Annotated in this window: 12 protein-coding genes and 1 pseudogene; 10 read left to right on the forward strand and 3 right to left on the reverse strand. The window is 57.1% G+C overall.

Annotated elements, in window-relative coordinates:
- Window positions 1-26 precede the first annotated feature (26 nt).
- Window positions 27-419 carry a DUF1214 domain-containing protein gene (locus tag G6N74_RS26680; RefSeq protein WP_312857928.1) on the forward strand — a complete coding sequence of 131 codons (393 nt, stop codon included), beginning with the start codon at window positions 27-29 and terminating at the stop codon, window positions 417-419.
- A gap of 45 nt (window positions 420-464) precedes the next feature.
- Here G6N74_RS26680 and G6N74_RS26685 read toward each other — a convergent pair.
- Window positions 465-1,707: pseudogene (locus G6N74_RS26685) on the reverse strand (tyrosine-type recombinase/integrase).
- A gap of 874 nt (window positions 1,708-2,581) precedes the next feature.
- The gene (locus tag G6N74_RS26690; protein WP_165121036.1) at window positions 2,582-2,992 is read right to left on the reverse strand and encodes a nuclear transport factor 2 family protein; all 411 of its coding nucleotides are present in this window, start codon (window positions 2,990-2,992) and stop codon (window positions 2,582-2,584) included.
- Between the two features lie 85 nt (window positions 2,993-3,077).
- Here G6N74_RS26690 and G6N74_RS26695 point away from each other — a divergent pair, with 85 nt between their 5' ends.
- From G6N74_RS26695 to G6N74_RS26710, 4 genes are all read left to right on the forward strand, one after another.
- The gene (locus tag G6N74_RS26695; RefSeq protein WP_165121037.1) at window positions 3,078-3,938 is read left to right on the forward strand and encodes a sugar phosphate isomerase/epimerase family protein; all 861 of its coding nucleotides are present in this window, start codon (window positions 3,078-3,080) and stop codon (window positions 3,936-3,938) included.
- Window positions 3,939-4,098: 160 nt separating this feature from the next.
- The gene (locus G6N74_RS26700) at window positions 4,099-5,058 is read left to right on the forward strand and encodes an ABC transporter substrate-binding protein (RefSeq protein ID WP_246245973.1); all 960 of its coding nucleotides are present in this window, start codon (window positions 4,099-4,101) and stop codon (window positions 5,056-5,058) included.
- Between the two features lie 55 nt (window positions 5,059-5,113).
- The gene (locus G6N74_RS26705; RefSeq protein ID WP_165121039.1) at window positions 5,114-5,839 is read left to right on the forward strand and encodes an SDR family NAD(P)-dependent oxidoreductase; all 726 of its coding nucleotides are present in this window, start codon (window positions 5,114-5,116) and stop codon (window positions 5,837-5,839) included.
- A 40-nt stretch (window positions 5,840-5,879) separates the two neighbouring features.
- Window positions 5,880-6,947, forward strand: coding sequence for a zinc-binding dehydrogenase (locus G6N74_RS26710; protein WP_165121040.1), 1,068 nt, complete (start codon window positions 5,880-5,882; stop codon window positions 6,945-6,947).
- Here the strand turns inward: G6N74_RS26710 and G6N74_RS26715 are convergent.
- Window positions 6,944-8,098 (reverse strand): serine hydrolase domain-containing protein, encoded by a 1,155-nt coding sequence (locus tag G6N74_RS26715; RefSeq protein WP_165121041.1) that lies wholly within the window; start codon window positions 8,096-8,098, stop codon window positions 6,944-6,946. The two genes, G6N74_RS26710 and G6N74_RS26715, sit on opposite strands and share 4 nt — an antisense overlap.
- A gap of 23 nt (window positions 8,099-8,121) precedes the next feature.
- Between G6N74_RS26715 and G6N74_RS26720 the strand changes: the two genes are divergently transcribed.
- The 5 genes from G6N74_RS26720 to G6N74_RS26740 all read left to right on the forward strand — a co-directional run bounded on the left by G6N74_RS26720 (window position 8,122) and on the right by G6N74_RS26740 (window position 13,309).
- Window positions 8,122-8,799 carry a TetR/AcrR family transcriptional regulator gene (locus tag G6N74_RS26720; protein WP_165121042.1) on the forward strand — a complete coding sequence of 226 codons (678 nt, stop codon included), beginning with the start codon at window positions 8,122-8,124 and terminating at the stop codon, window positions 8,797-8,799.
- A gap of 164 nt (window positions 8,800-8,963) precedes the next feature.
- Window positions 8,964-10,430 carry a sugar ABC transporter ATP-binding protein gene (locus G6N74_RS26725; RefSeq protein WP_246245984.1) on the forward strand — a complete coding sequence of 489 codons (1,467 nt, stop codon included), beginning with the start codon at window positions 8,964-8,966 and terminating at the stop codon, window positions 10,428-10,430.
- A 12-nt stretch (window positions 10,431-10,442) separates the two neighbouring features.
- Entirely contained in the window at window positions 10,443-11,408 is a 966-nt protein-coding gene (locus tag G6N74_RS26730) for an ABC transporter permease (protein ID WP_165121044.1), read from the forward strand.
- A complete protein-coding gene (locus tag G6N74_RS26735; protein WP_246245975.1) occupies window positions 11,377-12,330 on the forward strand; it encodes a fumarylacetoacetate hydrolase family protein in 954 nt (317 codons plus the stop codon). The genes G6N74_RS26730 and G6N74_RS26735 overlap by 32 nt, the downstream gene beginning before the upstream one ends.
- 22 nt (window positions 12,331-12,352) lie before the next feature.
- Window positions 12,353-13,309, forward strand: a complete 957-nt coding sequence (locus G6N74_RS26740) for a VOC family protein (RefSeq protein ID WP_165121045.1) — start codon at window positions 12,353-12,355, stop codon at window positions 13,307-13,309.
- Window positions 13,310-13,330: the final 21 nt, after the last annotated feature.

The following is a 13,330-nucleotide window of genomic DNA, read 5'->3' on the forward strand; positions in this document are numbered from 1 at the left end:
TGAATTTACCCCCACCCGGACGCCTTATTCCAGAGCAGGTTGCAACCTGGGCGTTAAGGGGAACCGGCGACGACACCGAAACCCGTGCGTTTTTCGATAATACGCCAGACGGAGTCGTCGACCGGTCATCGCGAGCCGATATTATGAAGAACGGAGATGGCTCTGTCGATCTCTACACAGGTCCGACCAGCCCGACCGGACAGGAAAAGAACTGGAGTCCGACTATCTCCGGCAAGGCGTGGTCCGCGCTGTTTCGGTTCTATAGGCCGACGGAACCTTATTTCGACAGATCTTGGAGCGGCCGTACTTCCTTGCCCGCCTCAAAGGGCAGGGCGGGCCCTTACTCCATGTCCGGCACATCGCCATCACCGTGGCTAGCGGATGCGAGGCGCTTCGCCACATCGATCAGCATTTGGTAGGTAGCAATCCTGTCGATCACTCTGCTTTATCCCCTTAGCGAAGGCTTACGTGAGTGCCTTCAAACGCCTTTTGCTCAATAAGGTTTTGACGAAAGTGTTCCACTTCATCATCGCGACCCGCTTCTCTGGCATATAGTTCCAGCGATCGTAGCTCTTGGAGCTGACGTCTTGAAGCGTGTGATTCTGCAGCCGATCGCGGATTTCTTTCGAGAGTCCGGCCTTTCCCGCGAGCGTCTTCCAAGTTCGGTGCAAATCCCTATTTGTTACCATCGGGATCACCTCGCGCTCGCGCTGGCGCCACATGAATGCGTAGAGAGTGCCGTGACTAACGGGGCTTAGACGGATCGGTCGCGGATGGGAAAAACCACCCATGTGCGTTGGGTTTGATCGATTCAATCAGCTCTGCCGCCACTGCCGGGACGGGAATGGCGTGCGGCTTGCCATTTTTCGTCTTTGACCAGTCGATGATCCGTTCCTTGGCGTCCCATTGATCGACATGGAGCCTGGCGATTTCTTCGACGCGCTGCCCGGTGAGCATCAGGACGCGAACAGCGCGTGCGTAGGGCGGATGAACGGGTGCATCGGGGCATTCGAGCCATCGATAGAGGCGAAGGAATTCTTCCTCGTCGAGCCAACGTGTACCGACCTTCTTAGGTTCAGTTGGGATATTGGCTGCCGGATTATTGACGAGGCGGAAACGCCGTTTCGACGCGCTGCGATAATCGTGCTCTGACTTCAAACCCCAGCTGTAGGCCGATCGGATGTAGCTTCTGACATGATCTGCCATAGAGTGCTTGCCACGATCGTAGATCGGGCGGATCAATTCAGTGAGTTCATCAGGTTCTATGTCCCGAGCTGGTCGATTCCGACCTAAAGTATCGGCGATCTTGTTGAGACCTTTTTCGACCTCCTTCCACGAGGATTTTCCGGACTCTTTCAGATTGGACACGTAGGCCTCGAAGAGATCGGCGACGGTCCCAGGTCGTGTGTCTCCGGCAATCTTGATGCTACGTCCCTTTTGGATCATGCCAGCGAAGTCCCGGTCAAAGACTTCGCGCGCCTCTTTTAGCGGCATAGACGGGTACGATCCGAGTTTTTTCTTGAGGCGCTTCTGATCACGCCATTGTTGCGCCATCCAGTCTGCCGTGACCCTCGTTGGCATAGGTTTCATAACCAGGACGAGGCGGCCGGTGCCGTGCCCCTCGCCATCAACAAGGCTCAGCTGTTTTCCGGTTTGTTCTACATGTTTCAGGGCGCGGCGGATTTCTCCATCTGTCAGGCTTGGCACTGGGCTCTCCCATCGTATTCCAAGTGGGGTCGCCAGAGGGGTAGTAGGGATCGGCTACTGGGGTCAAAAAGGGCCTCGATCCCCTTAAAACCGACCCCAATATGCCATGATGTCCGACTCTTCGACAAGTCAGAAAATGCATATGATTCAATAGGTAGTAGCGTGATCCAGCGTGATTGAATTAAAATGAGTAGGATGGTTATGGATCAGCCTAGTTCGGTGAATAACTAATTGAAAAACAAAGATAAATCTGCATCGTGAATTTTGCTGGGATAGGTTTTGAGGATCGGAGGTTTTGCCGACCCCTGCGTCTATCATCGTTGATCCCCCTTTCTCATTCCGAGTCGTTTTGCCGCACTACACGTCACGACATTCTTTTGTCCCACACCTCTAGCTCGTTGGTGGAAAGAGAACGGACTTCCCGACCTTCACGAAGGTGGGAGCGACCCTCATGGATCGCCAATTCCGGAGTGTGCCAATTGAAATCGTGTCGCGGTATCGTTGCATGACTTCTTCTGGAGTGAGAAATTTCCTGCCATCCATCGTCAGGTTCCCTATACTCGCCGGTAGTTGCTGCGGTGTCGCAATCCGCTGCCTTCCAGCAGGTCGAGAACGATCCCCAATTGTTGATCACGCAGCCGCACGCCGATGAGTGAGGTGTTTGCACGAGAAATGAAAGGCGGGGAGCAAGGAGGAAATGTGCGCAGGTGGCGGGGCCTGTGATCAGTCTGGCCCTTGCGACACGAGGCGGCGTTACCTTTGGATTATTGATGGCGAGTTTGGCTTGCACTGGCTACCAAAGCGTTACGTTTAGTCGCGATCCGTTGCATTTTGTTTCATTCACACCTGTGCACCTTGGTGCAGAAGCAGTGGACTATAGAGGTACCGGTCGCCCATGAGCTGAGGGTTGCGGGATCACCGTCGGTTGATAGGCAACAAGCTTCCATCTGCCGGCATCCTTTACCCAAACCGCAAGGCCTTTGTTGTCGATAGCTTTCCGCCGGCCGGAGACGGTTATGTCCGCGGCCATCCTGGCAAACACCAGGGCTGTATCGGCCAGAATGGTGATCGATCGCTCGGAAACATTGATACGGTGATAAACATAGGTTCCATCACCTACCTTGCGGAGATAATCCTCTTTCGTGTCGCTCTCTGCATTTGAGTGCATGTAGACCATCTCCTCGGCCACAAGGCGCGTGAGCGTTGCGACATCGTGTCTCCGCATTGCCTCGTAGCGTTGATTTTCCAGCAAGGCGATCTCACTCCGAGACATCAAAATCTCCATAGATTTTTTAAATAAAAATATATTTATTTGTTGACGACGTCAAGGTGGTTTGCTTTAACGCGGACCATAATTGAAGGAGGGAGCGATGGACTTTGTATTTTGGCCGGCTGCTGTGCGGACGTTTGATTTTGAAGGGCATATTCGGGCAGCGGTTGCTGGCAGGTTCACCCATCTCGCGATTGATCCCATCACCTATCGTCGCGCGCGGGCAAGTGGCCTATCCGCTGCCGACATCAAGGCTATGGCCTCTGACGCGGGCGTGCCAATCAGTCATCTGGATACTTTTACCGACTGGGCGCCGATCCGGGTTCCAAGCGAAGTGAACCAGGCGCTCCGCGAACGCTTCGACGTATCCAGCGATGAATGCTTCGACCTCTGCGAGGCTCTTGGCATCAAGGCCATTTTGGCTGTTGCGGGCTACGATCCGGGCGCGGTTGAAAGGCAGCGGCTCGTGGATGGTTTTGCGGCCATGTGCGAGCGGGCGAATGCCGCCGCGATCTGGGTGGATCTGGAGTTCATGCCGTTCTGGGGCCTGCCAGATCTTCGTTCCGCCTGGGACATTGTTAAGACTGCGGACCGACCGAACAGCGGCATCCTTATCGACACCTGGCATTTTTCCAAGGGCGCCCCCGATTTCGACCTATTGAGAAGCATTCCTGATCGATACCTGATCGCCTCCCAGGTTTCGGACGCTCGGGTGGCACAGCGAGGGGCAAGCCTCTTTGAGGATACCGTCCGCTATCGCGAATTCGCCGGTGAGGGCGAGCTGCCAATTGTAGAAATTCTTCAAATACTCATCGACAAAGGTCTGCAGAATGTAGGGCCGGAAGTCTTTTCCGACTATGCGGACACGCTGACCCCCGAAGAGGCCGGAAAGCGATGCGGCGACACACTGCGGCGGGTTCTCGAGCAAGCTGGCGCCGATCTTCCGTCCAACGTGCTTTGATGCCCAGGGCAAAGAATATGAGAGCCGGGGGAATCTCGGATTCATGCTCGAGAAAATAAAATATATTTTATGATATAAAATAGTTGTTTTTAGAAAAAATTTATGCAGACTTGATTTGATCGGGAGGGCGGGAGGCCCTTCCTGTTAAGGGAGGATGATGATGCCGACTTCATGGAAGACGTATGCTATTTCGACCGGCGTGCTGGTGCTCATGGCCGTTCCGGCCTTGTCCGAAACCATTCCAATGATCACCAAGAGCACGCAGTCCTATTATTTCCAGGTGATGATGGCGGGTGCGCGCCAGGCCGGAAAAGACCTCAAGATTGACGTGCCCGAACTCGGACCGACAAGCTTTAGCGACATTGCCGGTCAGATCGGCATTCTCGAAAACGCGGTGACCAACAAGGCGGACGCTATCGTCATCTCGCCGCTCGATTTTAATGCGCTCGGGCAGCCTATCACCGAGGCGGCGACGCACGTCCCCGTAATCGGAACGGACTCGGGGGCCGAAACCGACGCTTTCACATCCATGCTGTCGACCGACAACAGACAAGGTGGGCGCGACGCCGCCGATGCTCTTGCATCTGCGATCCAGTCCGAATACGGGGCGCCGGAAGGCGGCGTGGCTCTGCTGATGCTGATGGCCGGCCAGTCGACGCTCGACCAACGCGCCGCCGGCTTCAAGGAGCAGCTCGCCGCGAAGTATCCGAAGATCAAGCTCGTCACCGAGCGGCTTGGCGACGGGCAAGTGACGACCGCGCTCAACACCATGACGGATATCATTACGTCCAACCCGAATCTTCGTGGTGTGTTCGGGTCCGATCTCGTCACGGGTGCCGGTGCCGGTCAGGCCATCGCGGAAAACGGTCTCCAGGGTAAGGTCAAGCTTGTCTCCTTCGATACCGACGAGAATCTCGTCAAGATGCTGCAAGACGGCGTCGTCTCCGCGCTGGTCGTTCAGGATCCCTATCGCATGGGATATGCAGGCGTGAAGACGGCCCTGGCTGCTGTCCGCGGCGAAAGGATCGAGAGGGCCATCGATACGGGCGTCACCATCATCACCAAGGACAACATGTCCTCGCAACGGTCCCAGTCACTTCTAAATCCCAAGATCGACTGAAGCCGCTCGCGGGGTAGGGCACGGCTGTACATTCCGATATGTGGGAAGAGACCCAATGAAACGTCTGTCGAACAAGGTCACCCTCGTTACGGGTGCGGCGCAGGGTATCGGGCACGCCATCGCAACGCTCTTCGTTGCGGAAGGCGCGATCGTATATATGAGCGACGTTGCCGACGCGCCAAAGCAGCCTGTCGAGGGCGCGATCTATCGCCGACTTGACGTCGGTATCGAGGCCGATTGGGCGACCGTTGTTGATGAGATTTTGGCGCGTCATCAACGGCTCGATGTTCTCGTCAACAACGCGGGTATCGTCGAGCACTACGGCCAGATTCACGAGACAAGCACCGAGGCCTGGGATCGCGTCGTGCGGATCAATCAATCAGGCACGTTCTTCGGAATGCGGGAAGTCATTCCGCAGATGAAGAAGAACGGGGGAGGATCGATCGTGAATTTCTCGTCGATCTGGGGGACGATGGGTGCTGGTGGAGCCGCGCCCTATCAGGCGGCGAAAGGCGCCGTACGGACGCTGACGAAGAACGCCGCCATCAGCTACGCCAAGGACAACGTCCGCGTAAACTCCGTTCATCCCGGTATCATCTGGACGCCGTTGATACAGGGGCAAAGTGAGGGGATGAATGCAGGCATCGTCGCGGCGACACCTATGGGGCGGGTCGGCACACCGCGGGAAGTCGCCTTCGGCTGCCTATTTCTCGCTAGCGACGAGTCCTCGTTCGTGACGGGGCTCGAACTCAACATCGACGGCGGTTACCTAGCGCAGTGATCGCGCTGGCAATATGTGCATACGGGAGGAATAGAACTCGATGAAGGCGGTGCGCTTCCATGGCAGCAGGGACATCCGGTGGGAGGACATCGCTGCGCCTTCTGGGCTGAGGCCGGAAGAGGTGATGGTCAGGCCTTCCCTTTGCGGTATCTGTGGCACGGATGTTCATGAATATCTCGACGGCCCTCACTGGACGCCGAAAACGAAAAACCCATTCAGCGGCGCCCAATTGCCCCAGATTCTGGGGCATGAGTTTGCTGGCGAAATCGTTGCTGTCGGGGGCGCTGTCACCTCCCTCCGACCCGGCGATCGCGTGTCGATCCAGCCACAGGTTGGTCCCTTTTCCGATTATTTCGGCAGCCGCCGGTTGTTCCAGTACAGCCCAGCGAGCGCCGTCATCGGTCTGAGTTGGCCCTGGGGCGGCATGAGCGAGCTTGCGGTCGTCAACGAATACAATGCCATCCGACTGCCCGATAGCGTCACAGATGCGCAGGGCGCCATGGTGGAGCCGGCGGCTGTTGCGGTACAGTCTGTGGATCGTGGCGGCGTGAGGACCGGAGACACTGTTCTCGTGACGGGTGGAGGGCCGATCGGCGTTCTGGTCGCCATGGCTGCGGATGCAGCTGGTGCCGCGCGTGTCGTAATGAGCGAGACCAGCCCTGGCAGGCGTGCGCGTCTTGAAAATCTTGGCGTGGCCAGCCTTTTGCTCGACCCACGCTCTGAGGGATTTCGTCAGATGGTGCGTGACACCACAATCGAGGGTGTCGGTGTCGATGTTGCGATCGAATGTTCCGGCAGTGCGGTGGCGCTCGAGCAGTGTCTCGATCTTGTCCGACCGCTCGGCAGCGTGGTTGTCACAGGCGTTATCCACGGCGGCGCGAAAGTCGATCCATTCCAATGGCTGCTGAAAGGGTTGACGATCCAGGCCTCGCTCGCCTATCCGACCGATATCTGGCCTCGCGTCCTTGCGATGATCGCGTCGGGCAAGTTGCCCGTCGAAAAGCTCGTCGACAAGACGATCGGAGGCAGCGATGTGGTAGGGGAGGGAATTCTGCCCCTTCTCGATCCGGCATCCACCTTGCTAAAGGTTCTTGTCCAGACACGTTAGCCATAGATGGCGTCCCGGATTTGCCATGGGAATGCTCCGGACATTCCTTCGAAGGCGGTATTGGTCAACGATACCGCTGTCAGGCCATTCTCGCGATCAACAAACCAATAGTGCCCATAGGCGCCACCCCACTGTATCGTTCCGGCCGCCTGTGGGGTGTGGGCCACGCTCTTGTTGGAAAGCACAGCCCAGCCATAACCGAAGCCCCAGCCCGGCCCCTGGGTTTCCGCCTGTGATCCAACCTGATCGGATGTCATTGTGTCCACCGTGGCAGTCGCAAGAATATCTCCGCCGCCTGTCCTGATCGTCTCGAGGAAGCGCAGGATATCCTCTGCCGTCCCGGCCATGCCGGCACCGCCCGAAGGGTAGGAGCGTGGATCCAGAATGCGCGAAGGCGCAAACTGGGCCGCGCTGCCGTAGAACGGAACCCAGGTTCCGTCGTTCATACGGACTGGCTCGCCGGCTCCATCGAAATAGGCGGGAACCAAGCGCTCCATGTCGACCACCGAAAATCCCGTATCTCGCATTTCAAGCGGATCGGTAACATAGCGTTGCACAAGGGTTGGTAGCGAAAGACCGCTAGCGATGGCCACAACCTCGCCGATCACATCGATGCCAAGCGAGTAGCGCCATGTGCTTCCCGGCGAAAACGAGAGTGGCGCCAGCGCCAGCCGCTCCAAATTTTTGTCAATCGCAAGTCCGGGCTGATCGAGCCCGTCGGAAATATTGAGGGCATGATAGATGTGTTCCGGCGCTTCCAGAAAGCGATAGCTCAGCCCTGAGGTGTGGGTCAAAAGGTGCCTGAGAAGGATCTCTGGCGAACTGCTCTCGTCGCGAAGCCTCGGCCGGAAGTTGGGTAGCCACCGGGTTACGGGATAGTCGAGATCGAGAACGCCTTGCTCGACAAGCCGCATGACGACCGCGGAAACGAGCGGCTTGGTGATAGAAGCCAGCCTGAAGATGGCATTCTCCTGCATGGCGCGTCCAGCCTCCCTGTCGGCAAGCCCAGCGGCGCGGCGATAAGCGATCTTGCCGTTTTCAGCGACGAACACCACCGCACCGACGATCCTTTTTTCGGACAAAGCGAGATCGATTGCCGCATCCAGCCGGACTGTTCTGCTTTGTGCATCGACAGATTTCGGAAGACTCATCACATGGCTCCTATATAATCACAATGATCGTTCCATATATCTGTGCATCAGATAATTCTAGAGTGACCATTGTGAAAAATGCAGAATCCGTAAAACGCGCGCGCGGTAGGCCAAGGGCCTTCGACCGGCAGCACGCGCTTGAAACTGCTGCGAGGACATTCTGGAGGCTGGGCTATGAGGGCGCTTCGATTGCCGACCTGACGATGGCGTTGGGCATAACGCCGCAGAGCCTTTACGCGGCGTTCACGTCAAAGGCCGATCTCTACCGTGAGGCACTGGCCTGGTATCGTAGCGATCCCGGTGCCAATACGGCAAGGACGCTTGCCGAAGAGAAAGACGTCATCGTCGCATTGTCACGCGTGTTGACTGATTCCGCCGCGGCGTTCAGCGGCGATGAAACACCCCCAGGCTGTATGATTTCAACAGCCATTCTCACATGCGCGGAAGAAAATCAGCCAATTGCAGATCATGTGGCCGCTCTGAGGTCGGGCGCCTTGAAGATGTTCGAACAGCGCATTCGGGGCGGGATCAAGGAGGGTCAACTGGCTGCAGATACCAACATCGAAGGACTGGCCCGATTCATCGGCGCCATCGTTCAGGGTATGTCGGTTCAGGCGCGCGACGGTGCGAAAACGGATGAACTCTCGGCTATCGCCGATCAGGCCGTGGAGTACCTCCGGACAATCGCGGCGAAAAAATAATATATATTTAATACAGAAAAATTTATTTTTATGTTGAAAGTAATCCTGAAGCCTGTATGGTGAATTCATATGAGCTGGTCAGGGAGGTCGTGCTCGTGAAGTCGCAGCCAGCACTGCAATCCACTCCAGATCGTCGGGTTTCGACCTTATCGCCGCCGGTCCTGATGCGGCTTGAGAACGTCGAGAAGCACTACGCCGGTACCCATGCTTTGAAAGAGGTTTCCCTCGACCTGAGGGCCGGCGAGATTCATGCCATCGTCGGTGAAAATGGTGCCGGTAAATCGACCCTGATCAAGATTCTGACGGGTGCAACGCCGCGATCATCCGGGGGCCTTGTTTGGGATGGGGCGGCAATCGATCTCAATTCTCCCGGGCAGGCATCCGCTCTCGGCATCTATGCGGTGCATCAGGAAATGATGCTGTGCCCGCACCTGTCAGTTGCGGCGAACATATTTCTCGGTGCTGAAAAGACCAGGTTCGGCTTCAGCCGTTCCGCCCGCATGATCAAGGCGGCCAACGAAATCCTCATGGATCTCGGCTTCGACCTCGACCCGACAGCACTGCTTTCTTCTTTATCGATCGGGCGACAGCAGCTCGTAGCAATCGCTCGCGCATCGCTTTACGGTAGTCGGCTAATCATATTCGATGAGCCGACGGCTTACCTAACTCGGACGGAAACCGATCAGCTTTTCCGCCTGATCCGTCGGCTCAAATCCAAAGGCGTTACGCTGGTCTACATCAGCCACCGCATGGAAGAAATTTTCGAACTGGCCGATCGCGTGTCTGTGTTGCGTGATGGTCGTCTTGTTTCCACCAGACAGATCGGGGAGACCACGTCGGCGAAGCTCATCAGCGAAATGGTGGCGCGGCCAGTGGGCGATGCGCACCACAAGGAGGAGGTGGCGCTCGGCGCACCGATCCTTGAGGTGGCGAACCTCACGGGTCCTGGGTTCAAAGATGTCTCGCTGACGCTGCGGAGCGGCGAGATCGTTGGTCTCTTCGGGCTTATCGGCGCTGGCCGCTCCGAATTCGTCCGTGCGCTCTTCGGACGAACACATGCCACGGCGGGCGTTGTGCGGAAAAACGGCAATCCCGTAAAAATCCGCAATGAAAGCGACGCCATTGCGGCCGGCATCGCACTCATCCCTGAAAGCCGCCGATATCAAGGGCTATGCCTCAATCTGGATATTCAGGAGAACCTCTCGCTGACCAATCTGCCGCAACTTGCTCGCTACGGTTTACTTGACCGGCAGAAGGAGCGCCGGGCTGTCGAACGCTGGATGACCGACCTGCGCATTGTTGCCGGATCACGATTGACGCCTGTCGGCCGCTTGTCTGGCGGCAATCAGCAAAAGATCGTCATTGGCAAGTGGCTTGCCCACGGCGCTGACATCTACATATTCGACGAGCCGACCGTGGGCGTCGATGTCGCGACCAAGGCTGAAATCTATCGGATCATCGCAGGCCTGCTCCATGCCGGTGCCGGCGTGATCATCATCTCGTCCTATCTTCCCGAAGTCTACGATCTAGCCGACACGCTGCATGTGTTCCGGCAGGGGTCTCTGGTTTCGACCCACAGTTTCAAAGCCGTGTCGCAGGATCGGATTCTTGCCACCGCGATAGGCGCCTGACCGGAGTTTCAAATGACCGCCATCAGTTTGGACAACAGACGCAACCTGATCAATGTGACGATCCTGCTCAATCTGACGCTCTTTGCGCTTCTAATCGTCATGTGGCTGAGTCTTGCGCTCTCGACCGATACGTTCTGGAGTTTCGCCAATGTCTCCAACCTCTTCCGCCAGAGCGCGCTGCTTTCCATCATCGCGCTCGGACAGACGGCGGTCATCATCACGGCAGGCATTGATCTGTCGGTTGGTGCCATGGTGGGCTTTTCGAGTGTCGTCGTTTCGTTGCTTCTGAAACAGGGCGTACCCATTCCCGGCGCCATCGGTCTGACGCTCCTGCTCGGCGTGGCCGTCGGCCTCTATCACGGCTTCGCCATTCGCCGCCTCGGCATTCCGCCATTCATTATCACGCTCTCGTCGTTGTCTGTGCTGACCGGTATCGGGTTGCTCCTGACCAACGGTTCCACAATCTCAGGTCTCCCTGCTGCCTTCACAGGCTTTTCCCGTGCCACATTCCTGGGCGTTCCGAGCTTGTTCTGGATGGTGATCGTCGTCGCGGTCCCGATCTATCTCTTGCTCAACCATACGCCATTCGGGCGCTATATCTTTGCCGTCGGCAGCAGCCCCGAGGCGGCGCGGTTGAGTGGCATCAATGTCAACCGCACTGTCTATCTGGTCTATATCTTGTCATCGACACTAGCCGCGCTGACCGGCATTTTGACCGCTAGCCGCATCTCAATCGGCCTTGCCACCACAGGCATGGGCTGGGAGCTTCAGTCGATCGCCGCAGCTGTTATCGGCGGAGCAAGCCTTTTTGGCGCGGTCGGCGGGGTTGCCGGGTCATTACTGGGCGCCATGGCGCTGACGACGATCAACAATGGCGCCAACCTGCTCAACATCAACCCTTTCTGGCAGCAAATCATAACCGGCCTGCTCATCGTGGCGATCGTCTATGTCGATCAGTTCCGACGGGCCAGACAGTAACATCTGCGTTGATTGGCTAATCGGATTCTTACGGAGAAAGATAATGAAGTTTGTAAGGTTTGCACGCGAGGGCAGCGAGGGGCTGGCTATCAAAACCGGTGAGATTTACCGAGGCATTTTGACCTCTTCTCCCGATTATCCAGGGAACCTATCCCAATTCGTGGGCCTAGGCCGAGAAGGACTTGCCGCCCTTTCAAGCCATCTTGGTCGGGGACAGGCCTTCGAAGCAGATGCGATCGACTATCTCCCGCCGTTTCCGCGTCCGCCCAAGATCATCTGCGTCGGCCTCAACTATCGCGACCATACGGCCGAAAGCGGTTTTGATCAGCCCGAGTTCCCGACCTTCTTTGGGCGTTTTTCGTCCGGTCTGGTCGGCCACATGCAGCCGATCATCGAACCGGCCGGCTCCGCGACACTCGATTTCGAAGGTGAACTTGCCGTTATCATCGGAAAGCGCGGGCGCCATATCTCGCGGACGCAAGCGCACGATTACATTGCCGGCTATTCCGTCTTTAATGATGGCTCCGTGCGCGAGTATCAGTTCAAATCGCCCCAGTGGATGATCGGAAAGAACTTCGACAACACCGGCGCGTTTGGCCCGCATTTCGTCACGGCTGACGAATTGCCGGCGGGCGCCAAGGGCTTGGGGATCGTCACCCGCTTGAACGGTCAGGTTGTCCAGTCATCGAACACCGATCTACTCGTTTTCAACATCGCATCCGTCGTTGCCCATATCAGCGAGGCGATGACCCTTGAACCCGGTGACGTCATCGTCAGCGGAACGCCCGCCGGCGTCGGTCATGCCCGCAGTCCGAAGCTGTACATGAAGCAAGGCGACCAGGTTGAGGTCGAGATCGAAGGCGTTGGGCTGCTACGCAACGATATCGTTCGCGAGGAGCGTCGATTGTCGTCGGCAGCATGAACAGTCTTTTGGGAGGAAGATCATGACCGCGATCCGCACCCGCGCAAGAATGAAAGCCGATGGTGAAATACTCGGCGTCCATTCGCTGAACCACTTCGTGGTGGCTGTTCCGGATTTGAAGCAGGCGGAACGGTTCCATACCGCCTTCGGCCTCGACGTTGTCAATCATCGCCTGGGATATGCGGTTCGAACCGATGGCAACGACAACGACTGGGGCTATTTCGTCGAAGGAGAAAGCAAGCGCTTCCAGCATCTATCCTTTGGCGTGTTCGAGCCAGATTTTGCGCCGTTCAAGAAGCACCTCGAAGCACGCGGCCTACGTCTTCTGCCACCGCCAAAAGGCTTCGAATCGAATGGGCTGTGGTTCATGGACCACGACGGCAACTCGATCGAGATTGTCATCGCAGCCAAAACATCGCCCGACTTCAAGACGCATGGCGGACATGTCTCGTCACCGTCGGGCGTGGCTGGCGCACCGCTGCGCAGCGGTGCGAAGGTCGTGCGCCCGACAAGGCTCGCCCACATTCTCATCTTTACGCGCGACGTTTCGAAAGCAGTGCAGTTCTATTGCGAGATGCTGGGCATGGGATTGTCTGACCGTTCCGGCGACAGCATCGCGTTCCTGCACGGCCGTCATGGAAGCGACCATCATATGATCGCCTTTGTCAAATCCACGAAACCTGGCCTGCATCACACCAGTTGGGACGTGCCGGTCATCGATCAGGTTGGGCTGGGTGCCATGCAAATGGCGGACAAGGGGTTCTCTCAGGGCTGGGGCGTTGGACGTCATGTGCTCGGCTCGAATTTCTTCCATTATGTCCGCGACCCGTGGGGCAGTTACGCCGAGTATTCCTGCGACATCGACTACATTCCCTCCGACGTCGAGTGGGAGGCAAAAGATCATGCGGCAGAAGACTCATTCTACATTTGGGGCCCGACGCCACCCGAAGATTTTGGTCACAACTACGAAGAGCGTTGACGCCGGCTTTTGGTCGGTTGC

Source organism: Mesorhizobium zhangyense (genome assembly GCF_011045115.1).
GTDB lineage: Bacteria > Pseudomonadota > Alphaproteobacteria > Rhizobiales > Rhizobiaceae > Mesorhizobium_M > Mesorhizobium_M zhangyense.

Bases quoted from the DNA above. Each gene is read 5' to 3' on its own strand.
- G6N74_RS26690 (WP_165121036.1), bottom strand. From the start codon at position 2,992: ATGGAGATTTTGATGTCTCGGAGTGAGATCGCCTTGCTGGAAAATCAA.
- G6N74_RS26695 (WP_165121037.1), top strand. From the start codon at position 3,078: ATGGACTTTGTATTTTGGCCGGCTGCTGTGCGGACGTTTGATTTTGAA.
- G6N74_RS26700 (WP_246245973.1), top strand. From the start codon at position 4,099: ATGCCGACTTCATGGAAGACGTATGCTATTTCGACCGGCGTGCTGGTG.
- G6N74_RS26705 (WP_165121039.1), top strand. From the start codon at position 5,114: ATGAAACGTCTGTCGAACAAGGTCACCCTCGTTACGGGTGCGGCGCAG.
- G6N74_RS26710 (WP_165121040.1), top strand. From the start codon at position 5,880: ATGAAGGCGGTGCGCTTCCATGGCAGCAGGGACATCCGGTGGGAGGAC.
- G6N74_RS26715 (WP_165121041.1), bottom strand. From the start codon at position 8,098: ATGAGTCTTCCGAAATCTGTCGATGCACAAAGCAGAACAGTCCGGCTG.
- G6N74_RS26720 (WP_165121042.1), top strand. From the start codon at position 8,122: ATGATCGTTCCATATATCTGTGCATCAGATAATTCTAGAGTGACCATT.
- G6N74_RS26725 (WP_246245984.1), top strand. From the start codon at position 8,964: ATGCGGCTTGAGAACGTCGAGAAGCACTACGCCGGTACCCATGCTTTG.
- G6N74_RS26730 (WP_165121044.1), top strand. From the start codon at position 10,443: ATGACCGCCATCAGTTTGGACAACAGACGCAACCTGATCAATGTGACG.
- G6N74_RS26735 (WP_246245975.1), top strand. From the start codon at position 11,377: ATGTCGATCAGTTCCGACGGGCCAGACAGTAACATCTGCGTTGATTGG.
- G6N74_RS26740 (WP_165121045.1), top strand. From the start codon at position 12,353: ATGACCGCGATCCGCACCCGCGCAAGAATGAAAGCCGATGGTGAAATA.